Origin of the sequence: Burkholderia sp. BCC0397 (assembly GCF_902832865.1) — a bacterium.
Taxonomy (GTDB): domain Bacteria; phylum Pseudomonadota; class Gammaproteobacteria; order Burkholderiales; family Burkholderiaceae; genus Burkholderia.
On record NZ_CADFDL010000004.1, the window covers coordinates 311,881 to 334,664 of the forward strand.

At 68.0% G+C, this 22,784-nt stretch carries 21 protein-coding genes; 18 read left to right on the forward strand and 3 right to left on the reverse strand.

Annotation, left to right across the window (positions count from 1 at the left end):
* Positions 1-88 precede the first annotated feature (88 nt).
* From HWX03_RS15550 to HWX03_RS15570, 5 genes are all read left to right on the forward strand, one after another.
* Positions 89-406: a ferredoxin gene (locus HWX03_RS15550; protein ID WP_011694422.1), complete on the forward strand. Its 318-nt coding sequence runs from the start codon at positions 89-91 to the stop codon at positions 404-406.
* Between the two features lie 13 nt (positions 407-419).
* Positions 420-1,064: an alpha/beta hydrolase gene (locus HWX03_RS15555; RefSeq protein WP_006485236.1), complete on the forward strand. Its 645-nt coding sequence runs from the start codon at positions 420-422 to the stop codon at positions 1,062-1,064.
* 537 nt (positions 1,065-1,601) lie between these two features.
* Complete coding sequence (locus HWX03_RS15560; RefSeq protein ID WP_175871794.1) at positions 1,602-2,912, forward strand: D-alanyl-D-alanine carboxypeptidase family protein; 1,311 nt, start codon at positions 1,602-1,604, stop codon at positions 2,910-2,912.
* Between the two features lie 48 nt (positions 2,913-2,960).
* Complete coding sequence (locus HWX03_RS15565; protein ID WP_175871795.1) at positions 2,961-3,887, forward strand: D-amino acid aminotransferase; 927 nt, start codon at positions 2,961-2,963, stop codon at positions 3,885-3,887.
* Entirely contained in the window at positions 3,887-4,195 is a 309-nt protein-coding gene (locus HWX03_RS15570) for a YbeD family protein (protein ID WP_174389920.1), read from the forward strand. Before HWX03_RS15565 ends, HWX03_RS15570 begins: the two co-directional genes overlap by 1 nt.
* Before the next feature lie 15 nt (positions 4,196-4,210).
* Here the strand turns inward: HWX03_RS15570 and HWX03_RS15575 are convergent, their stop codons facing one another.
* Positions 4,211-5,200, reverse strand: a complete 990-nt coding sequence (locus HWX03_RS15575) for a transcriptional regulator GcvA (RefSeq protein ID WP_006485238.1) — start codon at positions 5,198-5,200, stop codon at positions 4,211-4,213.
* A gap of 102 nt (positions 5,201-5,302) precedes the next feature.
* On the opposite strand from HWX03_RS15575, the gene HWX03_RS15580 reads away from it, so the two are divergent.
* The 7 genes from HWX03_RS15580 to HWX03_RS15610 all read left to right on the forward strand — a co-directional run bounded on the left by HWX03_RS15580 (position 5,303) and on the right by HWX03_RS15610 (position 11,354).
* The gene (locus tag HWX03_RS15580; RefSeq protein WP_175871796.1) at positions 5,303-5,629 is read left to right on the forward strand and encodes a DUF2917 domain-containing protein; all 327 of its coding nucleotides are present in this window, start codon (positions 5,303-5,305) and stop codon (positions 5,627-5,629) included.
* 84 nt (positions 5,630-5,713) lie between these two features.
* Entirely contained in the window at positions 5,714-6,469 is a 756-nt protein-coding gene (lipB, locus tag HWX03_RS15585; RefSeq protein ID WP_175871797.1) for a lipoyl(octanoyl) transferase LipB, read from the forward strand.
* Positions 6,462-7,454 carry a lipoyl synthase gene (lipA, locus tag HWX03_RS15590; protein ID WP_006477693.1) on the forward strand — a complete coding sequence of 331 codons (993 nt, stop codon included), beginning with the start codon at positions 6,462-6,464 and terminating at the stop codon, positions 7,452-7,454. The genes lipB and lipA overlap by 8 nt, the downstream gene beginning before the upstream one ends.
* Before the next feature lie 257 nt (positions 7,455-7,711).
* A complete protein-coding gene (tauA, locus tag HWX03_RS15595; protein ID WP_175871798.1) occupies positions 7,712-8,728 on the forward strand; it encodes a taurine ABC transporter substrate-binding protein in 1,017 nt (338 codons plus the stop codon).
* A 40-nt stretch (positions 8,729-8,768) separates the two neighbouring features.
* The gene (locus tag HWX03_RS15600) at positions 8,769-9,566 is read left to right on the forward strand and encodes an ATP-binding cassette domain-containing protein (RefSeq protein ID WP_175871799.1); all 798 of its coding nucleotides are present in this window, start codon (positions 8,769-8,771) and stop codon (positions 9,564-9,566) included.
* Complete coding sequence (locus tag HWX03_RS15605) at positions 9,566-10,531, forward strand: ABC transporter permease subunit (RefSeq protein ID WP_175871994.1); 966 nt, start codon at positions 9,566-9,568, stop codon at positions 10,529-10,531. The genes HWX03_RS15600 and HWX03_RS15605 overlap by 1 nt, the downstream gene beginning before the upstream one ends.
* Positions 10,532-10,622: 91 nt before the next feature.
* A complete protein-coding gene (locus tag HWX03_RS15610; protein ID WP_175871800.1) occupies positions 10,623-11,354 on the forward strand; it encodes a UPF0149 family protein in 732 nt (243 codons plus the stop codon).
* 58 nt (positions 11,355-11,412) lie between these two features.
* Here HWX03_RS15610 and ggt read toward each other — a convergent pair whose 3' ends face one another.
* Entirely contained in the window at positions 11,413-13,287 is a 1,875-nt protein-coding gene (ggt, locus tag HWX03_RS15615; RefSeq protein ID WP_175871801.1) for a gamma-glutamyltransferase, read from the reverse strand.
* An 83-nt stretch (positions 13,288-13,370) separates the two neighbouring features.
* Positions 13,371-14,333 carry a LysR family transcriptional regulator gene (locus HWX03_RS15620; RefSeq protein ID WP_175822582.1) on the reverse strand — a complete coding sequence of 321 codons (963 nt, stop codon included), beginning with the start codon at positions 14,331-14,333 and terminating at the stop codon, positions 13,371-13,373.
* A 169-nt stretch (positions 14,334-14,502) separates the two neighbouring features.
* Here HWX03_RS15620 and HWX03_RS15625 point away from each other — a divergent pair, with 169 nt between their 5' ends.
* The 6 genes from HWX03_RS15625 (at position 14,503) to HWX03_RS15650 (ending at position 22,442) form a co-directional block, all read left to right on the forward strand.
* The gene (locus HWX03_RS15625; RefSeq protein ID WP_175871802.1) at positions 14,503-16,629 is read left to right on the forward strand and encodes a 3-hydroxyacyl-CoA dehydrogenase NAD-binding domain-containing protein; all 2,127 of its coding nucleotides are present in this window, start codon (positions 14,503-14,505) and stop codon (positions 16,627-16,629) included.
* A gap of 29 nt (positions 16,630-16,658) precedes the next feature.
* The gene (locus tag HWX03_RS15630) at positions 16,659-17,855 is read left to right on the forward strand and encodes an acyl-CoA dehydrogenase family protein (protein WP_175871803.1); all 1,197 of its coding nucleotides are present in this window, start codon (positions 16,659-16,661) and stop codon (positions 17,853-17,855) included.
* 14 nt (positions 17,856-17,869) lie between these two features.
* Complete coding sequence (locus HWX03_RS15635; protein WP_175871804.1) at positions 17,870-19,015, forward strand: acyl-CoA dehydrogenase family protein; 1,146 nt, start codon at positions 17,870-17,872, stop codon at positions 19,013-19,015.
* 29 nt (positions 19,016-19,044) lie between these two features.
* The gene (locus tag HWX03_RS15640) at positions 19,045-20,250 is read left to right on the forward strand and encodes a CaiB/BaiF CoA-transferase family protein (RefSeq protein ID WP_175871805.1); all 1,206 of its coding nucleotides are present in this window, start codon (positions 19,045-19,047) and stop codon (positions 20,248-20,250) included.
* A 189-nt stretch (positions 20,251-20,439) separates the two neighbouring features.
* Entirely contained in the window at positions 20,440-20,745 is a 306-nt protein-coding gene (locus HWX03_RS15645; RefSeq protein WP_014895931.1) for a DUF485 domain-containing protein, read from the forward strand.
* A gap of 11 nt (positions 20,746-20,756) precedes the next feature.
* Positions 20,757-22,442: a cation acetate symporter gene (locus HWX03_RS15650; RefSeq protein ID WP_175871806.1), complete on the forward strand. Its 1,686-nt coding sequence runs from the start codon at positions 20,757-20,759 to the stop codon at positions 22,440-22,442.
* The last annotated feature ends 342 nt before the right edge of the window (positions 22,443-22,784 follow it).

Sequence of the window (22,784 nt, forward strand, 5' to 3'; positions counted from 1 at the left end):
CGTCCGCATCCTCCGTTGCCGCCTCGCGCAACGGCAATTCATCGCCCCTCTTTCCGCACGGCCCTGCGCCGGGCCGCTCGTCACCATCATGGATTCCTACTACCAGCACCACGTCTTCTTCTGCCTGAACCAGCGCGAACCGGGCGCCGAGCGTCCGAGCTGCGCGCAATGCGATGCGCAGACCATGCAGGAATACGCGAAAAAGCGCGTGAAGGAACTCGGTCTCGCGGGGCCCGGCAAGGTCCGTATCAACAAGGCCGGCTGCCTCGACCGCTGCGAGGAAGGGCCGGTGATGGTCGTGTATCCGGAAGGCACGTGGTACACGTACGTCGATCAGGCCGACATCGACGAGATCGTCGAATCGCACCTGCGCGACGGCAAGGTCGTCGACCGCCTGAAGATCTGAGCGGGCCGGCCGAATGAACGTTCATACGCAGAAATCGCTGATCGCGGGCCCGATCGGCCAGATCGAAATCGCGGTCGACCTGCCCGACGCCGTGCGCGAAGGCGGCGCCGCGCCGCGCGGCATCGCGCTCGTCGCGCATCCGCATCCGCTGTTCGGCGGCACGATGGACAACAAGGTCGCGCAGACGCTCGCGCGCACGCTCGTGCAGCTGAACTATGTCGTCTACCGGTCGAACTTCCGCGGCGTCGGCGCGACCGAAGGCGTGCACGACAACGGCACGGGCGAGGCCGACGACCTGCTCGCGGTGCTCGCGCACATGCGCGCGCAGCCCGCGTATGCGGACCTGCCGCTCGTGCTCGCGGGCTTCTCGTTCGGCACCTTCGTGCTGTCGCACGTCGCGAAGCGGCTGCGCGACGCGGGCGAGACGATCGAGCGGATGGTGTTCGTCGGCACGGCCGCGAGCCGCTGGCAGGTGGCCGACGTGCCCGAGAACACGCTCGTGATCCACGGCGAAACCGACGACACGGTGCCGATCGCGTCGGTGTACGACTGGGCGCGGCCGCAGGAGCTGCCGGTCGTCGTGATCCCCGGCGCCGAGCATTTCCTCCATCGCAAGCTGCACGTGCTGAAGCGCATCATCGTCGACGCGTGGCGCTGAGGCCAGCGCAAGCCCGTTGTTAGCGTGAACAGGCGCTAGCCTGCATGCGGGCGCCGGCGTAAGCGCCGGCGGCCCGTACCGCGCACCGGCGCCCGGCCGGATGATGCGCGACCCTTCCCGACACTTCGTGCAGCACCGCACCGCGCGCCGCCTGCCGCACGGCGGCGCAACCCGACTTGCACGCCGCCTGCGCACACCTTTCGCGCGGCTTCGAGCACGCGTGCCCGCTGCATTCCCGTGCCATGCTCTCGCAGCCGGTATGCGGGCGTCCGCTGCCAGGTTCGCGAAAACGCCGTTCGCGGCCACGTATAATGGCCGCTTTCGCGTTGCCCGCGGCCCGGCTGGGCCCATGCGGCGCTCGTTTCGCCGCCTGTCCGCCCGCTCGCGACGGCCGCGAACCGAACGCGTCCGCACGAGTCCAACCGGCGCGTTTCGCGTCGCCCGACGGTGTCGGGCGAGTGCCCGACACGCCCGCCGCCTTGCCGTTCAACCCTGCGCGTTTCGCACCGCACTTTCTGCCATCAGCCTGAATCGATCATGCGTCTGTCTTCCCAAGGCCTCAAGTCCCTCGCTTCCTCCATCGTCTTCGGCACCGCCGCGCGCAACGTCGCGCTCGGCGTGATGTTGCCTGTCGCGCTTGCATCGACGATCGTCGTCGCCGAGGCGAAGCCGGCCGCCAAGGCCAAGGCCGCGCATGCGGCGCCGGCCGCCGAGCAGTCCACCGGCGCGCCCGCGACCTACATGCCGGGCGCGGTGCCGCCGCCGGGCGTGAACGCGCGCTCGTGGGTGCTCGTCGACGCGACGAGCAACACGGTGCTCGCATCGGGCAATGCGGACGAACGCGTCGAGCCGGCGTCGTTGACGAAGCTGATGACCGCCTACCTCGTGTTCGAGGCGCTCGACAAGAAGAAGATTTCGATGGAGCAGATCGTCACGCCGAGCGAAGCGGTGCGCCGCGTCGGCCGCGACGAATCGCGCATGTTCATCGAGGCGAACAAGCCGGTGTCCGTGCATGACCTCGTGTACGGGATGATCATCCAGTCGGGCAACGATGCCGCGATCGCGCTGGCCGAACTCGTCGGCGGCAGCGAAGGGCAGTTCGTCACGCTGATGAACGACGAGGCGACGCGCCTCGGCATGAAGGGCACGCACTTCGCCGACGTGAACGGCATGCCCGACCCGAACCACTACACGACGGCCGGCGACCTCGCGAAGCTGTCCGCGCACCTGATCCGCGATTTTCCGCAGTACTACGGCATCTTCTCGGAGAAGGAATTCAAGTACAACAACATCCGCCAGGGCAACCGCAACCGGCTGCTGTGGCTCGACCCGACGGTCGACGGCCTGAAGACGGGCCACACGCAGGCGGCTGGTTACTGCCTGATCGCGTCGGCCAAGCGCGCGATCCCGGGTGTCGACGGCCAGCGCCGCCTCGTGTCGGTGATGATGGGCGAGCAGAAGGAAAGCGACCGTACGCAGGACAGCATGAAGATGCTGAACTACGGCTACAGCGCGTTCGATTCGGTGCGCCTGTTCAAGGGCGGCCAGGCGATCGCGACGCCGCGCCTCTACAAGGGCAAGGACAACACCGTGCAGGTCGGCGTGAAGGTCGACCAGTGGGCGACCGTGCCGCGCGGCCTCGGCGACAAGGTCAAGACCGAAGTCGACGTCAACGCGCCGCTGATCGCGCCGCTCGCGCAAGGCCAGCAGGTCGGCACCGTGAAGATCGTCGCCGACGGCAAGACGCTGTCCGAATTCCCGGTCGTCGCGCTGCAGGCCGTGCCGGAAGCGGGTATCTTCGGACGTATCTGGGACTCGATCCTGCTGATGTTCAGCAAGAAGAAGTAAGCACGACGGGCCTTTGTTTTCACGACTTCATCCCCATCTGTCATCGCCATGAGCCAAGCCGAATTCGAACCGATCGTCTACCTCAGCGTCTCGTCGCAGGAGGAACTGGTGCCGCTGTCCGAAGCCCGTGTGCCGGTGCTCGACCGCGGGTTCATCTTCGGCGACGGCGTGTATGAAGTCGTCCCCGTGTATGCGCACGACGGCGCGCACGTGCCGTTCCGGATCGAACAGCATCTGGAACGGCTCGCGCGCAGCCTGAAGAAGATCGGCATCGACAATCCGCACGATGCGGCGGGCTGGCGCGCGCTGATCGAGCGGGTGGTCGCGGCGAATGCCGAAGGCCTCGGCGACGGCAACGCGCTCGTCTACCTGCAGGTGACGCGCGGCGTCGCGAAGCGCGGCCACGCGTTCCCGGCGAACGCGGTGCCGACGGTGTTCGCGATGGCGAGCCCGCTGCGCCTGCCGTCGGAAGAGGAGCGCGCACGCGGCGTGCGCTGCGTGACGGCCGAGGATCGCCGCTGGCTGCATTGCGACATCAAGTCGATCTCGCTGCTCGGCAACGTATTGATGGCGCAGCATGCGGCCGAACGCGACGCGTTCGAGACGATCCAGCTGCGCGACGAAAACGTGACGGAAGGCTCGTCGTCGAACGTGTGGATCGTGAAGAACGGCGAACTGTTCGCGCCGCCGCGCAGCAACAAGATCCTCGAAGGGATCCGCTACGCGCTGGTCGAGCAGCTCGCCGACGAATGCGGGATCCGGTTCGTCGCGCGCGAGATCAGCGAGGTCGAGCTGCGTACGGCCGACGAGATCATGCTGACGTCGGCCACCAAGGAAATCCTGCCTGTTACGTCGCTCGACGATCTGCCCGTGCAGGGCGGCAAGCCGGGCCCCGTGTTCGCGGCGCTGTATGACGCGTACCAGCGTGCGAAGGCACGCGAATTTGAACAGTTTGACCTAACCCGGAGAAAATGATGAGCGAACCGACCAAAACCGTCGAGGTCACCGGCGCGATCGAAACCCGGAAGGAGTCGCTGCTGGAGTTTCCGTGCGATTTCCCGATCAAGATCATGGGCAAGGCGCACCCGGAATTCAAGGACACGATCTTCAAGGTCGTGGCCGTCCACGACAACGAGATCGACGTCGAGAAAATCGAAGAGCGTGAATCGAGCGGCGGCAACTACACCGGCCTCACGATTACCGTGCGCGCGACGAGCCAGGAACAGCTCGACAACATCTACCGCGCACTGACCGGCCATCCGATGGTCAAGGTCGTGCTCTAAGGAAGGGCCCGTGGATCAGCGCAAACGTCCGCTGATCCCTTTCCATCCTCCCTCCAGCGCGCACTCGGCGGGGCATTTCCCTGCCGCGCGCCGCGCGTCCAGCTCGTCGCACAGCCGCTTGTATTCGGCGACTTCCTCGAACAGCCAGGTCCGGAACGCCTGCACGCGCGGCGTGTTCAGCAGCGGCGGCGGGCACACGAAAAAATAGTGCCACGGGCTCGGCCCGTCGATGTCGAACAGGCGCACGATGCGCCCGTCGAGCAGGTCGTGCACCGCGAGCGAGCGGCGCACCAGCGCGATGCCCTGGCCCTCGATCGCGGCCAGCAGCAGGTTCGACGAATCCTGGTACAGAATCCCCCGTTTCGGCTCGGTCAGCGTATCGAGCCCGGCCGCGTCGAACCACGGCCGCCACAGCTCGTCGTCCGAGCGCAGCAGCGGGTAGTGCACGAGATCGGCGGGCGTCTGCGGCAGCTTGCCGCCGTTCAGCGTCGGCGCGCACGCCGGAAAGAACACCTCCTCGAACAGCGGCTCCACGTGGAGCCCCGGATAGCTGCCGAAGCCGAAGCGGATCGCGAGGTCGACGTCGTCGCGCGCGAAATCGGTGAGCGAGTTGGTCGACTGCAGCTCGACGTCGATTTCCGGATGCCGCTCGATGAACGTGCCGATGCGCGGCGTGATGAAGCGCGCGGCGAACGACGACAGCATCGACACCACCAGCCGCCGGTCGCGGTCGCTCGCGCGCACGTCGCGCGTCGCGTCGGCGATCACCATCAGCGCGGTGCGGATCTGCTGCGCGTAGCGCATGCCGGCGTCGGTCAGGCACAGCCGCTTGCCGTTGCGCGTGAACAGCTGCACGCCGAGCTCTTCCTCGAGCGCGCGCACCTGATGGCTGACCGCGCCGTGCGTGACGAACAGCTCGTCGGCGGCGCGCGAGAAGTTCTCGTGGCGGGCGGCGGCTTCGAACGCGCGAATCGCGTTTAGCGCCGGGAGCTGGCGGAGGTCCATTTGCTAATTTTCCTCACATCGACGTGAAAATTGGTCGTTTGGTCGGACGCCTTTGAATGACTACGATTGTAGCCATCGAAGCACTTATTGGCGGAGTCGATCATGCAAGAAATCTCTTCAAGCATCACCTTCGAAATTCCCGCGGGCGAGACCGTGCCGATGAAGGTGCAACGCAGCACGCGGCTGATCGTCCAGTGCGGGCCGGTCTGGGCGACGCGCAGCAACGACGTCGACGACTACTTCCTCGCCGATGGCGAGACGCTGAAGCTGCGCCGTGGCGAGCGGCTGTGGCTCAGCGCGGAAGGCCGCGAGGGCGCGTGCGTCGCGTTCTCGGTGTCGCGGCCGCCGCGGGAAGTCGCGCTCGGCGGGCTGTCCCGGCTGCGCGAACGCGTGAGCGCGCTGTTCCACGATGGCTGGCGCACCGTCTGACCATCGTTTCATCCGACGGATACCGGCGATCCGTCCCCCTCCCCAGGCCGGCGAGACCCACGGGTTTTCGGTAAACTACCGCCCATGTCCGTTTCGCCGGTTTCCATCGTGTCCACGCCTGTCGCCGTTTCCGCATCGCCCGCCGGAGCCCCGGATCAGCCGGTCCAGCCGGTCACCGTGCGGTGGCGGGGCCGCGAGGCGTACGAGGCGAGCTTCGACGCGATGCGCGCGTTCACCGACACGCGCACGGCCGACACCGGCGACGAGATCTGGGTGGTCGAGCATCCGCCCGTCTACACGCTCGGCCAGGCCGGCGACCCGGCCCACCTGCTGGTGGCCGACAGCGGCGTGCCGCTCGTGAAGGTCGACCGCGGCGGACAAATCACCTACCACGGCCCCGGCCAGATCGTCGTCTACCTGCTGCTGGACCTGCGCCGGCGCAAGCTGATGGTGCGCACGCTCGTGACGAAGATCGAGGAGGCCGTGATCGAAACCCTCGCGGCGTATAATCTCGCTTCGGTCCGCAAGGCGGGCGCGCCCGGGATCTACGTGGCGTCCGGCGTGCACGAGGGCGCGAAAATCGCGGCCCTCGGCCTGAAGATCCGCAACGGCTGCAGCTATCACGGGCTGAGCCTGAACGTGAAGATGGATCTGCGCCCGTTTCTTGCGATCAACCCGTGCGGCTATGCCGGACTGGAAACCGTCGACATGGCGAGCCTCGAGGTTGCCGCCGACTGGAACGACGTCGCTCACACGCTGGTGGGCCGTCTGATCGCCAACCTCGACGGCGCATCCGCGGCCGCCGACAAGCCGCAGGCACTGGAACAATCGAATGACTGACGTTACCGCTTCTCCCGCACCGGCCGATACGGCCGCGACCCCTGCCTACGATCCGACCGCCAAGCAGAAGGCGCAGGCGAAGACGGCGCGCATCCCGATCAAGGTCATTCCGATCGAAAAGCTGAAGAAGCCCGAGTGGATCCGCGTGAAGGCGGCCACCGGCAGCTCGCGTTTCAACGAGATCAAGACGATCCTGCGCGAGCACAACCTGCACACCGTGTGCGAGGAAGCGAGCTGCCCGAACATCGGCGAATGCTTCGGCAAGGGCACCGCGACGTTCATGATCATGGGCGACAAGTGCACGCGCCGCTGCCCGTTCTGCGACGTCGGCCACGGCCGTCCCGATCCGCTCGACGCGGATGAACCGAAGAACCTCGCGCGCACGATCGCTGCGCTGAAGCTCAAGTACGTGGTGATCACGAGCGTCGACCGCGACGACCTGCGCGACGGCGGCGCCGCCCACTTCGTCGAGTGCATCCGCGAAACGCGTGCGCAGTCGCCGGACACGCGCATCGAGATCCTGACGCCGGATTTCCGCGGCCGTCTCGACCGCGCGATCTCGATCCTGAACGCCGCGCCGCCCGACGTGATGAACCACAACCTCGAAACGGTGCCGCGCCTGTACAAGGAAGCGCGCCCGGGTTCGGACTACGCGCACTCGCTGAAGCTCCTGAAGGACTTCAAGGCGCTGCATCCGGACGTCGCGACGAAGTCGGGCCTGATGGTCGGCCTCGGCGAGACGGAAGAAGAAATCCTGCAGGTGATGCGCGACCTGCGCGCGCACGACGTCGACATGCTGACGATCGGCCAGTATCTGCAGCCGTCCGAGCACCACCTGCCGGTGCGTGCGTACGTGCATCCGGATACGTTCAAGATGTACGAGGAAGAGGCGTACAAGATGGGCTTCACGCACGCGGCCGTCGGCGCGATGGTGCGGTCGAGCTATCACGCCGATCTGCAGGCGCATGGGGCAGGGGTGGTCTGAGCGTCGCGTTCGCCTCCATCTGCAGAAGTCCCGCAGTCCCGAAAGCCCGCAGCGATGCGGGCTTTTTCGTTGGCGCGGCGGCTATCCGCGCAGGCGCACGGCAATCGTCACCCGACCGGACGCGCAATCCGGTCGAGCATGAAAAGCAAAGCTGAAACGGCATCGATAGCTTCGCAGGATAAGTTCGCTTCCGCCGCGCGCAAAGCTCCTATAGTCGGCTCTCCCGCAGCAATGCCCGCATTCCGAAGGAGAGCCGCATGTCCCGTTTCAGCTTCATCCGCCGCGCCGTCGTCGCGCTGACCGCCTTTGCCGCGCTCGGCGCGGCGCACGCCGAATCGCGCGAAGTCGTGATCGCGTACCAGGACATGGTCGTGCCGTGGCGCTACGCGCAGGCGAGCGGTGAAGTCGAAAAGGCGACCGGCTACAAGGTCAGGTTCCGCAAGCTCGACAGCGGCGCCGACGTGATCCGCGCGCTCGCGTCGGGCTCCGTACAGCTCGGCGAAGCCGGGTCGAGCCCGATCGCGGCCGGCCTGTCGCAGGGGCTCGACATCTCGCTGTTCTGGGTGCTCGACAACATCAACGACGCCGAGGCGCTCGTCGCGCGCAACGGCTCGGGCGTAACCAGCGTCGCCGCGCTCAAGGGCAAGAAGATCGGCGTGCCGTTCGTGTCGACGTCGCACTTCCATACGCTCGTCGCGTTGCAGGCCGCGGGCGTCAATCCGAACGACGTGAAGATCGTCAACCTGCGTCCGCCCGAAGTCGCGGCGGCGTGGGCGCGCGGCGACATCGACGCGACCTATATCTGGGACCCGGTGCTCGCGAAGGTCAAGCAGTCGGGCACCGTGCTGACGACGTCCGGCCAGGTTGCGAAAGAAAGTGGCAAGTCGACGTTCGACGGCTTCGTCGTGAGTCGCACGTTCGCGCGCGAGAACCCCGAGTTCGTCACGCGCTTCGTGAAGGTGCTCGCGGCCGCCGATGCCGACTATCGCGCGCATGCGGCGGCGTGGAAGGTCGGTTCGCCGCAGGTCGCGGCGGTGGCGAAGGTGTCGGGCGCGAACGCGCAGGACGTGCCGGCGAGCCTCGCGCTGTACGCGTTCCCGACGGCGGCGGAGCAGGCTTCGCCGACGTGGCTCGGCGGCGGCGCGCAATCGGGCGCCGCGAAGTCGCTCGCGGCCACGGCCGCGTTCCTCAAATCGCAAGGCACGATCCAGACGGTGCTCGCCGACTATTCGGCCGGCGTCGATCCGCAGTTCGTGCAGAAGGCCGCGCGCTGAGCGCGGCCACTCAGCCCACTCGTCGCGGAGCCCGTCGATCATGAGCACGCTGGAAGTCCGTCAGGTATCGGTTGCCTATCCGGGCGAGCGCGGCAGGCCGACGACGCAGGCGCTCGCGCGCGTCGACCTGCGCATCGATTCCGGTGAATTCGTCGTCGCGCTCGGCGCATCCGGATGCGGCAAGACGACGCTGCTGAACTGCATGGCCGGCTTCGTCGCGCCGACGACCGGCGACGTGTGCGTGGACGGCGTGCCGGTCACGGGCCCCGGCGCCGATCGCGGCGTCGTGTTCCAGAAATACGCGTTGCTGCCGTGGCTCGACGTGCTCGACAACGTCGCGCTCGGGCTGCGCTTCGCGCGCGTGTCGAAGGCCGAGCGCGAAGCGCGGGCGACGGAGATGCTCGCGCTCGTCGGCCTCGAATGTCATGCACATGCGCGCGTGTACGAACTGTCGGGCGGGATGCAGCAGCGGGTCGGCATCGCGCGTGCGCTCGCGAGCGACCCGCGCGTGCTGCTGATGGACGAGCCGATGGGCGCGCTCGACGCGATGACGCGCGGCACGATGCAGGCGCTCGTGCTCGACGTATGGGCGCGCACCGGCAAGACGGTGTTCTTCATCACGCACGATGTCGAGGAGGCGCTGTTCCTCGCGACGCGTCTCGTCGTGATGACGCCGGGCCCCGGCCGCATTGCCGAAACCTTCGAGCTGCCGTTCGCGCGCCGCTACGTCGAATTGCGCGATGCGCGTGCGGTGAAGTCGTCGCCGGAATTCATCGCGTGGCGCGAGCGGCTGATCGCGTATCTGCATCGCGACGAGGTGGTCGCGGAGACCGCGTGATGCACGAGTTCGCGAGGCAGGGTGCGTCCGTCGGGCGTGGCCGGATCAGTACATTGCACAGGCAGGACGACATGAGCACGCAGGAATCGTGGGCGGCCGATCGAACGGCCGCGGAGCGCGGGCAGGATCAACGCGCGACGCAACGGCATCGCGCCGCGCGCCCCGCACGCATATCGCATCGTTACCGGTTGCCGGGGCAGGGGAAGACGGCCGCGCTGAGCGCTGCGACGGTCGCGGCGCTGGCCGTGCTGTGGTGGGTCGCGACGCATCTGCAGTGGCTGCCGCCGCTGTTCCTGCCCGCACCGGAAGCGGTGTGGACCGCGTTCGTCGATGCTTGGCACGGCCGCATCCAGGGCGGCCTGCCGTTGTCCGAACATCTGTTGTGGAGCGCTGCCCGCGTGTTCGGTGCGTTCGCGCTCGCGACCGCGATCGGCGTGCCGGCCGGCATCCTGATGGGCGTGAGCCGCATCGCACGCGGCGTGCTCGATCCGTTGCTGGAGTTCTATCGGCCGCTGCCGCCGCTCGCGTATCTGCCGCTCGTGGTGATCTGGTTCGGCATCGACGAGACGGCGAAGCTGGTCGTGATCTTTCTCGCATGCTTCGCGCCGATCGCGATGGCCGCGCGCGCCGGCGTGCGTGCGGCGACGGTCGAGCAGATCAACGCCGCGTATTCGCTCGGCGGCAGCTTCGCGCAGATCGTGCGCCACGTGGTGCTGCCGGCCGCGCTGCCGGAAATCCTCACGGGGCTGCGGATCGCGATCGGGTTCGGCTGGACGACGCTCGTTGCGGCCGAGATGGTCGCCGCGACGGCCGGGCTCGGGCAGATGGTGCTCAACGCATCGAGCTTCCTGCGCACCGACATCGTCGTGATGGGCATCCTGATCATCGGTGCGATCGCGTGGCTGTTCGATCTCGCGATGCGGTGGGTCGAGCGGCGGGTGGTGCCGTGGAAGGGGCGGGGGTAATGCTGCGCGCGGCCGCGCTTGTGTCGCTGTATTACGCATGAATGTCAGGCCGGAGTTGTCCGTTTGGCGATGGCCGACGTACAGTGCTGGCATGATGAAACTCCTCGCTCAAGCCGATCTCGACGAACTCGATGCATTCCTGCTCTCCGATATCACGTCGGACGAGACCCTGACCCTCCCTGCAGTTGACGGGTACTTGACCGCGATCGTCGCCGGCCCGGTAACGCTACTGCCGAGCGAATGGCTGCCCGGCATCTGGGGACCGGCGCCCGACGACGCACCGGCTTTCGATACGGTCGAGCAGGCCCAGCGCGTGTTCGATTTGCTGATGCGGCATTACAACGGCATTATCCGGAGCCTGGAGCGCAATCCCGATGAATTTCGGCCCGTTTTCGACACGGTTACCTATGCCGATGACGATCGGGAATATCGCGATGCCGAGGCATGGGCAGCGGGTTTCATGCAGGGGGTGGCCCTATTGCGGAAATACTGGCAGTCGCTCTTCGACAATCCGCAAGGTCAAGAATGGATGCGGCCGCTTCGTCTGCTCGGGGCCGATGAAACAGCCTCCGGCGAAGCAGCGTCCGCCGAGGCGGCGCTTATGCTCGACCCGGTGGGGCGAGAAATTCTGGCCGACCGGATTCCTGCGGGCATCGCCGGTATCTACCGTTACTGGTTGCCGTATCGCAAAGCCGTGCACGAGCGGCGCCTTGCCGCGACAGCGCAGCGTTCCGAGCCGAAAATCGGTCGCAATGATCCGTGTCCGTGCGGCAGCGGCAAGAAGTTCAAGAAATGCTGCGGTGCGGCTTCCACGCTCCACTAAGCGCCCGCGATACATCGGGCGCACGTGGGACCGGGGGCAGGGCCGACAAGCGTGATCGTCATTCCCCCATCGCCACCCCTTCCCGCCGCGGATCCGCCCCACCGAACCACACTGTCTGCCCCTGCACGTTCAGCCGCTGGATCCCCTGCAGCCCCGAGTTCATCTCGACCACCTGCACGTCGTGCCCGCGGCCCTTCAGCCCGTCGGCGAGCGCGTCCGACACGCGGCCGCGCTCGAGCTGCGTCGGCCCGTTCATCGACCCGAAGTTCGGAAGCGCGATCGCCTGCTGCATCGTCATCCCCCAGTCGAGCACGCCGATCAGCGTCTTCGCGACGTGGTTGATGATCGCGGGGCCGCCGGCCGAGCCGACGATCATCGTCACCTGCTTCGTCTGCTTGTCGAACACGAGTTCCGGCGACATCGCCGAGCGCGGCCGCTTGCCGGGCTGCACGCGGTTCGCGACCGGCCGGCCGTCGTCGTTCGACACGAACGAGAAATCGGTGAGCTGGTTGTTCAGCATGAAGCCGCGCACCATCAGCCGCGAGCCGAACGCATCCTCGATGCTGGTCGTCATCGACAGTGCCTGGCCGTAGCGGTCGACGATCGCGATGTCGGACGTCGACGGCAATTCGGGGCTGCGGTCGTCGGCCATCGCGAGCGTCGCGCCTTGCGGCGTGCCGGCCTGCGCGATGCCCATGCTGTTGTCGCCGATCAGCCGCGCGCGCTGCGCGAGATAGGTCTTGTCGGTGAGGCTCGCCCAGGTGCCGCCCGGCAGCGGCACGAAATCGGGATCGGCCACGTAGCGCGCGCGGTCCGCGTACGCGAGGCGCCCGGCTTCGCTGAACAGGTGTGCGGCGAACGGCGTCGGCTCGTAGCCGACCTCGTTGCGCACCGGCTTCTGCGCGCCGATCTGCTGCCAGTCGGGCATCGCCTCGAGAATGCCGAGCATCTGCGCGATCGCGAGGCCGCCCGACGACGGCGGCGGCATCCCGCACACCACCGAGCGCCGGTAGTCGGCGCACAGCGGCGCACGCACCTTCGCCTTGTAGCGAGCGAGATCCTGCAGCGACAGCAGCCCCGGGTTGGTCGGGTGCTTGCGCACCTTCGTGACGATGTCGCGTGCGATCGCGCCGCTGTAGAACGCGTTCGCGCCGCGGTCGGCGACCTGACGCAGCACGGTCGCGAGCGCGGGATTCTTCAGCACCGTGCCGGCGGCCTTCGGCGTGCCGTCCGCGTTGTAGAAGTACGCGCGGGCGGCCGGGTCGTTGTTCAGGTACTTGTCGTTCGCGATCAGCATCGCGAGCCGCGGGCTGATCGTGAAGCCGCGCTCGGCGAGCCGGATGGCCGGCTGGAACAGCCGGCGCCACGGCAGCTTGCCGTGCGCGCGGTGCGCGGCGTCGAGCATGCGCAGCACGCCCGGCGTGCCGACCGAGCGCCCGCCGACGACGCCTTCGTAGAAGCGCATCGGCTGGCCGGTCGGCCCATAGAACAGCCGGTCGGTCGCGGCGGCCGGCGCGGTTTCGCGGCCGTCGTACGCCTGCGTCGTCTTGCCGTCGAAGTACAGCATGAACGCGCCGCCGCCGATACCCGACGATTGCGGCTCGACCAGCGCGAGCACCATCTGCGTCGCGATGGCCGCATCGATCGCGGTGCCGCCGGCCTTCAGCATGTCGTAGCCGGCCTGCGTCGCGAGCGGGTTCGCGGCCGCGATCATGAAGTGCTGCGAGGTCCAGCCCGACTTGTCCGTCCAGCCGGACGACAGTTCGGGCGCGTGAACGCCGGGCAGCGGGACGGCCGCGCCCGACGCGGCGGCGACCGGGACGACGGCGCCCGACGGCGCGGACGGGGACGTGCAGCCGGCGTTGAACGCGACGAGCGCGACGGCGGCGAGCAGCGTCCAGGGACGCGAATGCGGACGAATCCGGTCGAACATTGAACCCTCGGCAGCAGTGAATTCGAAGGAGACGGCGGCGTTGACGTTGGCGCGGGCGCAACGGCGCTGCCCGCCCCGGCGGGCTATTGTCGCCGCGTGCCCGGCGGCTTGTCATCCGACAGGAAACCCTGACGCATCCCGCCGGGCCCGCCCCGGCCGGTCTTTCCGGCCTGTTCGAGGATGAACTCTATGAACGTCGACGTCGCGCGCGTGTGGTGGCGGTTCGGCATGTAGAGCATGTACATGTGGGTGCCGAAGATGCTGAGCCGGTACGCATCGAGCGACGTGACGACGGTGCCGTGCCGCAGGTCGTCCTGCATCACGTAGTCGGGCACGATGCCGACGCCGATCCCCGCGAGGATCGCCTGGCGCAGGAACAAGAAGTTCTCCGAAATCAGCGTCGGTTCGAGCAGCACCTCGTGGCGTTCGTCGCCGAGATACGCGGCGATCCGGAGCTGCCGGCCCATCACGGTTGCGGTGACGACCGGCGCGGCGGCCAGCGCGCCGAGGCTCGCGGGCATCCCGTGCGCGGCCGCGAACGCGGGCGACGCGCACGCGACGTAGCGCACCGCGCCCATGTCGCGCGCGACGAGGTTCTGCGGCGGCTCGGACATCACGCGGATCGCGATGTCGACTTCGTCGCGCATCAGGTCTTCCACGCGATTCTCGAACACGACGTCGAGCACGATGCCCGGATGCCGCCGCTTGAACGCGAGCAGCCATTCGGACATCACGATCTGCCCGTAGCCGCTCGGCACCGACAACCGCACGCGACCCTGCAGGTCCTGGCCGAGCGTCGTGACCGATTCCTGCGCGGCGAGCAGTTCGTTGCGGATGCGCCGGCCGTGCTCGTACAGCTTCAGCCCGATCTCGGTCGGCTCCATGCGCCGCGTCGTGCGCCGCACGAGCTGCTGGCCGATCGAGCGCTCGAGCTGGTTCAGCCGGTAGCTGACGTTCGCCCGGCTCATCTTGAGCCGCTGCGCGGCCTTGCTGAGATTGCCGGCGTCGAGGATCTCGACGAGCAGCGTCAGCGCGTTCAGGTCCATGCGGGGTGTCTCCTGATCCGTCCCGTTAATCGATCCGAAACGGTCCGAAAGCATTCAGTGTCAAGTCAGACTTGACAGCTTGTAAAGGCGCGAGGGAATTGTCAATGAATCTCGATCAATCGAGAATCGGGTCATGCCTGCTGCATCGACAGCTTCGACAGGAGACGCCATGAATTCCCTCGCTACCCCTCAAACCGGCACCGTCACGCGCGAACGGCGCGACAAGGTGCTCGTCGTCACGATCGACCATCCGCCCGTCAACGCGCTGTCCGCCGACGTGCGGCGCGGCCTCGCCGACGCGATCGACGCCGCGCAGGCCGACGACGCGATCCGCGCGGTGCTGATCGTCGGCGCCGGCCGCAACTTCATCGCGGGCGCGGACATCCGCGAATTCGGCAAGCCGCCCGTGCCGCCGTCGCTGCCCGACGTGTGCGAACGGATCGAATCGGGCGCCAAGCCGGTCGTGGTCGCGCTGCACGGCGCGACGCTCGGCGGCGGCCTCGAGGTCGCGCTGGCCGCGCATTACCGGCTCGTGGTGCCCGGCGCGAAGCTCGGGCTGCCCGAAGTGACGCTCGGCTTGCTGCCCGGCGCGGGCGGCACGCAGCGCGCGCCGCGCCTGATCGGCGCGAAGGCCGCGCTCGACCTGATGCTGACGGGTCGTCATGCGAGCGCCGAGGAAGCGCTCGCACTCGGCCTCGTCGATCGCATCGCGCACAGCGACGACACGCTCGCCGAAGGGCTCGCGTACGCGCAGGAACTCGTGTCGCTCGGCGCGCCCGTGCGCCGCACGCGCGACGCGCAGGGCCTGACCGACCGCGCGGCCGCGCAGGCCGCGATCGACGCGGCGCGCGCGGAACTGCCGAAGAAGTCGCGCGGCCTCTTCTCGCCGTCGAAGATCGTCGACGCGGTCGAGGCCGCGCTCACGCAGTCGTTCGACGCGGGGATGAAGTTCGAACGCAGCCTGTTCCTGCAGTGCCTCGACAGCCCGCAGCGCGCGGGCCTCGTGCATGCGTTCTTCGCGGAACGCGAAGCGGCGAAGGCACCCGAGGCGCGACGCGGGCGCGCACGGCCGGTCGAGCGGATCGGCGTGGTCGGCGGCGGCACGATGGGCGCGGGCATCGCGGTCGCGGCGCTCGACGCCGGGCTGCCGGTGACGATGATCGAGCGCGACGACGCGTCGCTCGCGCGCGGTCGGGCGCACGTCGAGAAGGTGTACGACGGCCTCGTCGCGAAAGGGCGGATGACGCCGGCCGCGCATGCGGCGCGGCTCGCGCGCTTCAAGGGCAGCACGTCGTACGACGCGCTCGCGCAGGCCGACGTCGTGATCGAAGCCGTATTCGAGGACATGGCCGTGAAGCAGGCCGTGTTCGCCGAACTCACCCGCGTGTGCAAGCCGGGCGCGGTGCTCGCGACCAACACGTCGTATCTCGACATCGACGCGCTCGCCGCGAGCATCGACCGGCCGGCCGACGTGATCGGCCTGCATTTCTTCTCGCCGGCCAACGTGATGAAGCTGCTGGAGATCGTCGTGCCGGCGCACGTGAGCGCGGACGTCGTCGCGACCGCGTTCGCGCTCGCGAAGCAACTGAAGAAGACGCCGGTGCGCGCGGGCGTATGCGATGGCTTCATCGGCAACCGGATTCTCGCCGTCTACCGGACGGCGGCCGACTACCTGATGGAAGACGGCGCGTCGCCGTACCAGATCGATCGCGCGGTGCGCGAGTTCGGCTTCCCGATGGGCCCGTTCCAGGTCGTCGACCTCGCGGGCGGCGACATCGGCTGGGCGACCCGCAAGCGCCGCGCGGCGACGCGCGACCCGAACGCGCGCTACGTGGAGATTTCCGACCGGCTGTGCGAGCGCGGCTGGTTCGGGCAGAAGACCGGCCGCGGCTACTACCTGTATCCGGACGGCGCGCGCGTCGGCACGCCCGACCCGGAAGTCGAAGCGATCGTCGCGGAAGAACGCACGAAGAAGGGCGTCACGCCGCGCACGTTCACCGACGACGAGATCCTGCGCCGCTACCTTGCCGCGATGATCAACGAAGGCGCGAACGTCGTGCACGAGAAGATCGCGCTGCGCCCGCTCGACGTCGACGCGGTGTTCCTGTACGGCTACGGCTTCCCGCGCTATCGCGGCGGCCCGATGCACTACGCGGACACGGTCGGCCTGGCGAACGTGCTCGCCGATATCCGTGCGTTCGCGAAGGAAGATCCGCTGTTCTGGAAGCCGTCGCCGCTGCTCGTCGATCTCGTCGCGCGCGGCGCGGATTTCGCGAGCCTGAACCGCATCGACTGAACGCCAACCGCATTTGCAACGGACCGAAGATGGACCTCGATTTCACCCCCGAAGAGGAAGCCTTCCGCACGGAAGTGCAGCGCTTCCTCGCCGCTGAACTGCCGGCGCGCATCGCGCGCAAGGTGAAGGGCGGCCTGCACCTGACGCGCGACGACATGCGCGAATGGCACGCGATCCTGAATGCCCGCGGCTGGCTCGCGAGCCACTGGCCGCGCGAATACGGCGGCCCCGGCTGGAGCGTCGCGCAGAAGTTCCTGTTCGACAACGAATGCGCGCTCGCCGGCGCGCCGCGCATCGTGCCGTTCGGCGTGAACATGCTCGGCCCCGTGCTGATCAAGTACGGCAACGACGCGCAGAAGCATCACTGGCTGCCGCGCATTCTCGACGGCACCGACTGGTGGTGCCAGGGCTATTCGGAGCCGGGCGCCGGTTCCGATCTCGCGGCGGTGAAGACGAGCGCGGTGCGCCACGGTGATCACTACGTCGTGAACGGCCAGAAGACGTGGACCACGCTCGGCCACTACGCGAACATGATCTTCTGCCTCGTGCGCACCGCGACCGACGTGCGCAAGCAGGAAGGCATCAGCTTTCTGCTGATCGACATGAACACGCCGGGCGTCGAGGTCCGTCCGATCATCACGCTCGACGGCGAGCACGAGGTGAACGAGGTGTTCTTCACCGACGTGCGCGTGCCGGTGGAAAACCTGGTCGGCGAAGAGAACCGCGGCTGGACTTACGCGAAATACCTGCTGACGTACGAGCGCACCAACATCGCCGGAATCGGCTTCTCGACCGCAGCGCTCGACCGGCTGCGCGCGGTCGCCGCGAAGGTCACGAAGAACGGCCGCCCGCTCGCCGACGATCCGTTCTTCGCGGCACGCGTCGCGCGCGTCGAGATCGAACTGGAAAACATGCGCACGACCAACCTGCGCGTGCTGGCTGCGGTCGCGGGCGGCGGCGTGCCGGGCTCGGAAAGCTCGATGCTGAAGATTCGCGGCACGCAGATCCGCCAGGAGATCACCGCGCTGATGCGGCGCGCAATGGGGCCGTACGCGCAGCCGTTCGTCGAAGATGCGCTCGACGCCGACTACGCCGGCGAACCGGTCGGCCCCGACGAAGCCGCGAGCGCCGCGCAGCAGTATTTCAACAACCGGAAGCTGTCGATTTTCGGCGGCTCGAACGAGATCCAGAAGAACATCATCGCGAAGATGATGCTCGGGCTGTAACGAGGGACGCGACGATGGATTTCCAGCACACAGAAGACCGCCGGATGCTGGCGGATACGTTGAACCGCTTCATCGCCGAACAGTACGCGTTCCCGGTGCGTGACCGCATCGCGCAGTCGGCCGAAGGCTTCGACCGCGCGATGTGGCAGCGCTTCGCCGAGCTCGGCACGGTCGGCGCGCTGTTTTCCGAAGCCGACGGCGGTTTCGGCGGCGCGGGCTTCGACATCGCCGTGGTGTTCGAATGCCTCGGGCGCGGGCTCGTCGTCGAGCCGTTCCTCGGCGCGCTGCTCGCGGGCCGGGCGCTGGCGCTCGCCGGCGGCGATGCGCATCGCGACCGGCTCGCCGCGCTGATCGACGGCAGCGCGAGCGCCGCGTTCGCGCACGACGAACCGGGCTCGCACTACGAACTGACGACGGTGCGTACGCGCGCCGAACGTTCGGGCGATGGCTGGGTGCTGACGGGCGCGAAGGGCGTCGTCGACCAGGCCGCGCAGGCGGCGTTCTTCGTCGTCAGCGCACGCGTGTCCGGCCACGACGACGACCCGGCCGGCATCGGCCTGTTCGTCGTGCCGGTCGATGCGCCGGGCGTGTCGCTGCGCGATTACCGGAAGATCGACGGCGGCCGCGCGGCCGAGGTGCGCTTCGATCGCGTCGCGCTGCCGGCCGATGCGGCGCTCGGCGCGCCGGATGCGCTCGACGGCGAAGCAGGCGCCGAGCTGCTCGAACGCGTGCTCGGCTACGGGCTGCTCGCGCTGTCGGCGGAAGCGCTCGGCGCGATGGACGTTGCGAAGGAGCACACGCTCGACTACCTGCGCACGCGCAAGCAGTTCGGGTTGCCGATTGGCAGCTTCCAGGCGCTGCAGCACCGGATGGCCGACCTGCTGCTCGAAGTCGAGCAGGCGCGCTCGGCCGTGATCAACGCGGCCGCGCAACTCGATGCGCCGCGCGCGGTGCGTGAGCGCGCGCTCGCGGCGGCGAAATACAGCATCGGCCGGATCGGCACGCTCGTCGCCGAGGAAAGCATCCAGCTGCACGGCGGCATCGGGATGACGTGGGAGCTGCCGCTGTCGCACTACGCGAAGCGGCTCGTGATGATCGACCACCAGCTCGGCGACGAGGATCACCACCTCGCGCGCTACATCGCGCTGTCGAAACAATAAGCGCGGAAACGCGAATGGAGGAGACAACGATGACGAACGACACGCGCGCGCTGCCGCTGGCCGGCGTGAAGGTGCTCGACTTCTCGCGCGTGCTCGCGGGCCCGTGGTGCGCAATGGTGCTCGCCGATTTCGGCGCGGAAGTGATCAAGGTCGAGCATCCGGCGCGCGGCGACGATACACGCGACTGGGGGCTGCGGATCGGCGAGACCGAAACCACGTACTTCAACAGCGTGAACCGCAGCAAGCGGTCGATCTGCGTCGACCTGCAGACGGAAGCCGGCCAGCGCATCGCGCGCGAGCTGGCCGCGCAGGCCGACGTGGTGATCCACAACTTCAAGTGCGGCGGTGCGGAGAAGCTCGGTCTCGGCTACGACGCGCTGGCCGAACTGAATCCGCGCCTCGTGCATTGCGCGATCTCGGGCTACGACCGTTCGGGCCCGGAGGCCGCACGGCCCGGCTACGACCTCGTCGTGCAGGGCGAGGCGGGGCTGATGGCGTTGAACGGCGAGGCCGGCCAGCCGCCGCTGAAGTTCGGCGTCGCGGCGGTCGACCTGTTCACCGGCATGTATTCGGCGCAGGCGATCCTCGCCGCGTTGTACGAACGCCATGCGACCGGGCGCGGGCGGCGCATCGAGATGGCGCTGTTCGACTGCGGGCTGATGATTACCGCGTACTACGGGCTCGACGCGCTGCTGACGGGCGAGGATCCGCCGCGCTACGGCAACGCGCATCCGTCGATCGTGCCGTACGGCGTGTTCGACGCGGCCGACGGCCCGCTCGTGATCACGGTCGGCAACAACACGCAGTTCGCGCGCTTTTGCGACGCGATCGAGCGGCCCGATCTCGCGGCCGACGAACGCTACAAGACCAACCTCGGCCGCTCGGAGAATCGTGCCGACCTGCTGCCCGAGATTCGTGGCGAACTTGCGCGCCGGTCGCGTGCGACGCTGCTGGCGGCGCTCGCCGACGCGGGCATTCCGTGCGGCGAAGTGCTTGGCTTGCACGAAGCGCTGACGTCCGAACGCGCAACCCGCGCCGGGCTCGTCACGCGGCAGCCGCATCCGGTCGCGGGCGGTGTCGACGTGCTCGCGCCGCCGTACCGCTTCGACGGCGCGCGCCTGCCGGTGCGCGGTGCGCCGCCGGTGCTCGGCGCGGATACGGATGCGGTGCTCGGCGGGTGGCTCGGGATGTCGGCCGACGAGGTGGCGCGTCTGCGTGCGGACCGCGTGGTCTGAATCGATCTTTGCCGCCGCGGCGCGGGCGGATCGGTTGACGCGCCGGCTATCTACAAGACGACCCTCGCGAAACGACGAGGCGCCCTGCGAGGACTGGAGTCGGCGCTCGCGCGCCAGCTTCGGTCGACCGCGAAGCATGGGACCAGAGTAAGCGCTGAAGCGCTAACTCTGGTCGACATAGGAGACACCATGGAGCTTTCCGTCATCGAATCGGTCACGGCGCGCCGTGACTACCAGCAACTCGTGCGCGCACGGCGCCGCTTCAGCTTCACGCTGACGGCACTGATGATCGCCACGTACTACGGCTTCATCCTGCTCGTCGCGCTCGCGCCGCACGTGCTCGCCGCGCCGCTGTACCGCGGCGCGACGACGACGGTCGGGATCGCCGCGGGCGTCGCGATCATCCTGGTCGCGATCGGCCTGACCGCGTGCTACGTGCTGCGCGCGAACCGGGCGTTCGACCGCCGCGTCGACGCGATCCTGCAGCGTTCGTAACGGAGGCCGCCATGCGATTCATTTCGAGCGCGCTCGGCGCGCTGGCCGTTCTCGTTTCCTCCACCGCCCATGCGACCGGCGTCGCCGGCCCGATGCCCGACAAGGTCGAGCTGAACCCGGTCGCGATCGGGATGTTCTTCGCGTTCGTGTTCGCGACGCTCGCGCTCACGCGCTGGGCCGCGCGCCGCACGCGCTCGACGCGCGACTTCTACACGGCCGGCGGCGGCATCACCGGGCTGCAGAACGGGCTCGCGATCGCCGGCGACTACATGTCGGCCGCATCGTTCCTCGGGCTGTCCGGCATGGTGTTCATGTTCGGCTTCGACGGGCTGATCTACTCGATCGGCTTCCTGGTCGGCTGGCCGTTCGTGATGTTCCTGATCGCCGAACCGCTGCGCAACCTCGGCAAGTTCACGTTCGTCGACGTCGTCGCGTACCGCTTCGCACAGCGGCCGATCCGGCTGCTGACCTCCGCGAACGCGCTGACGATCGTCGTGCTGTACCTCGTCGTGCAGATGGTCGGCGCGGGCAAGCTGATCCAGCTGCTGTTCGGGCTGTCGTACGGCACGGCCGAGCTGATCGTCGGCGTGCTGATGGTCGTCTACGTGTTCTTCGGCGGGATGACCGCGACCACCTGGGTGCAGGTGATCAAGGCCGTGCTGCTGCTGTGCGGCGCGACGCTGCTCGCGTTGCTCGCGCTCGGCGAATTCGGCTTCAGCATCGACGCGATGTTCCGCCGCGCGGTGGCCGTGCATCCGGGCGCGCTGTCGATCATGGGGCCCGGCAAGCTGATCCGCGACCCGGCCAATGCGCTGTCGCTCGGCATCGCGCTGATGTTCGGCACGGCCGGCTTCCCGCACATCCTGATGCGCTTCTTCACGGTGCCGAACGCGAGGGAGGCGCGCAAGTCGGTGCTCTACGCGACCGGCTTCATCGGCTACTTCTACCTGCTGACCTTCGTGATCGGCTTCTCGGCGATCGTGTTGCTTGCGCAGCATCCCGAGTTCTTCAAGCTCGGCGCGAACGGCACCTTCAACCTGACGCACGACCTGCTCGGCGGCTCCAACATGGTCGCGGTGAAGCTCGCGCAGGCGGTCGGCGGCAACTGGTTCTACGGGTTCATCGCGGCCGTCACGTTCGCGACGATTCTCGCGGTGGTCGCGGGCCTGACGCTCGCCGGGGCGACGACGATCTCGCACGACCTGTATGCGCAGATGTGGGCGCGCGGCAAGCCCGACGAACGGCTGGAGATGCGCATCTCGCGCGCGGCGACGATCGTGCTGTCGGCCGTCGCGATCGCGCTGTCGATCCTGTTCGAGCACGTGAACGTCGCGTTCATGGTCGGGCTCGTCGCGGCGGTGGCCGCGAGCGCGAATTTCCCGGTGCTCGCGATGTCGATCTTCTGGCGCGGGATGACCACGCGCGGCGCGGTGCTCGGCGGCGGCCTCGGCCTCGTGTCGGCGGTCGCGCTCACGGTGCTGTCGAAGTCGGTGTGGGTCGACGTGCTGCACCACGCGCACGCGCCGGTATTCCTCGACAACCCGGCGCTCGTGTCGGTGCCGCTCGCGTTCATCGGGATCGTCGTCGGTTCGCTCGCGGATCGCGGCGAGCGGGCGCGCCGCGAGCGCGACGCGTTCGCGCAGCAGGAGTTCTATGCGCAGACGGGCCTGCTGGCCGGCGAGGCCGTGCAGCATTGATTCATATGACGAAACGATGGATCCGTCCGGATCGCCGGACGGATATTTTCCGGAAATCCGGAATCCCGGATTTCCTTGCCTGCCGCATTATGGGAAATACAATGAAAACAACGGCTTGAGGGGTTCCGGAAACCTGGCATCGACCTTGCGATATAAAACGCACGGCCATCCCCCGGCCGAACTACTACAGCAAGCAAGGAGACAACCGATGACCAATGCCTTCCTCCCCCTCCGGATGTCCTGAGGCATCGCTTGTTGCGGCACGGCAGCCGCGCGGGCGATTGGCTTTCCCCTGAGACATTCGCCTGCGCGCGTGACGCCGTTTCCACCGGCTCATCATCT

Excerpts from the sequence above, each read along its gene's own strand:
- HWX03_RS15620 (WP_175822582.1), bottom strand. The coding sequence starts at position 14,333 with ATGGACCTGAACGCGCTGACGCTGCTCGTCGAGATCCTCGACGCCGGC.
- HWX03_RS15580 (WP_175871796.1), top strand. The coding sequence starts at position 5,303 with ATGCAAGAAATCTCTTCAAGCATCACCTTCGAAATTCCCGCGGGCGAG.
- HWX03_RS15640 (WP_175871805.1), top strand. The coding sequence starts at position 19,045 with ATGACGAACGACACGCGCGCGCTGCCGCTGGCCGGCGTGAAGGTGCTC.
- HWX03_RS15645 (WP_014895931.1), top strand. The coding sequence starts at position 20,440 with ATGGAGCTTTCCGTCATCGAATCGGTCACGGCGCGCCGTGACTACCAG.
- ggt (WP_175871801.1), bottom strand. The coding sequence starts at position 13,287 with ATGTTCGACCGGATTCGTCCGCATTCGCGTCCCTGGACGCTGCTCGCC.
- HWX03_RS15600 (WP_175871799.1), top strand. The coding sequence starts at position 8,769 with ATGAGCACGCTGGAAGTCCGTCAGGTATCGGTTGCCTATCCGGGCGAG.
- tauA (WP_175871798.1), top strand. The coding sequence starts at position 7,712 with ATGTCCCGTTTCAGCTTCATCCGCCGCGCCGTCGTCGCGCTGACCGCC.
- lipB (WP_175871797.1), top strand. The coding sequence starts at position 5,714 with ATGTCCGTTTCGCCGGTTTCCATCGTGTCCACGCCTGTCGCCGTTTCC.
- HWX03_RS15650 (WP_175871806.1), top strand. The coding sequence starts at position 20,757 with ATGCGATTCATTTCGAGCGCGCTCGGCGCGCTGGCCGTTCTCGTTTCC.
- HWX03_RS15625 (WP_175871802.1), top strand. The coding sequence starts at position 14,503 with ATGAATTCCCTCGCTACCCCTCAAACCGGCACCGTCACGCGCGAACGG.
- HWX03_RS15610 (WP_175871800.1), top strand. The coding sequence starts at position 10,623 with ATGATGAAACTCCTCGCTCAAGCCGATCTCGACGAACTCGATGCATTC.
- HWX03_RS15560 (WP_175871794.1), top strand. The coding sequence starts at position 1,602 with ATGCGTCTGTCTTCCCAAGGCCTCAAGTCCCTCGCTTCCTCCATCGTC.
- lipA (WP_006477693.1), top strand. The coding sequence starts at position 6,462 with ATGACTGACGTTACCGCTTCTCCCGCACCGGCCGATACGGCCGCGACC.
- HWX03_RS15565 (WP_175871795.1), top strand. The coding sequence starts at position 2,961 with ATGAGCCAAGCCGAATTCGAACCGATCGTCTACCTCAGCGTCTCGTCG.
- HWX03_RS15570 (WP_174389920.1), top strand. The coding sequence starts at position 3,887 with ATGAGCGAACCGACCAAAACCGTCGAGGTCACCGGCGCGATCGAAACC.
- HWX03_RS15605 (WP_175871994.1), top strand. The coding sequence starts at position 9,566 with ATGCACGAGTTCGCGAGGCAGGGTGCGTCCGTCGGGCGTGGCCGGATC.
- HWX03_RS15630 (WP_175871803.1), top strand. The coding sequence starts at position 16,659 with ATGGACCTCGATTTCACCCCCGAAGAGGAAGCCTTCCGCACGGAAGTG.
- HWX03_RS15555 (WP_006485236.1), top strand. The coding sequence starts at position 420 with ATGAACGTTCATACGCAGAAATCGCTGATCGCGGGCCCGATCGGCCAG.
- HWX03_RS15635 (WP_175871804.1), top strand. The coding sequence starts at position 17,870 with ATGGATTTCCAGCACACAGAAGACCGCCGGATGCTGGCGGATACGTTG.
- HWX03_RS15550 (WP_011694422.1), top strand. The coding sequence starts at position 89 with ATGGATTCCTACTACCAGCACCACGTCTTCTTCTGCCTGAACCAGCGC.
- HWX03_RS15575 (WP_006485238.1), bottom strand. The coding sequence starts at position 5,200 with ATGGACCTCCGCCAGCTCCCGGCGCTAAACGCGATTCGCGCGTTCGAA.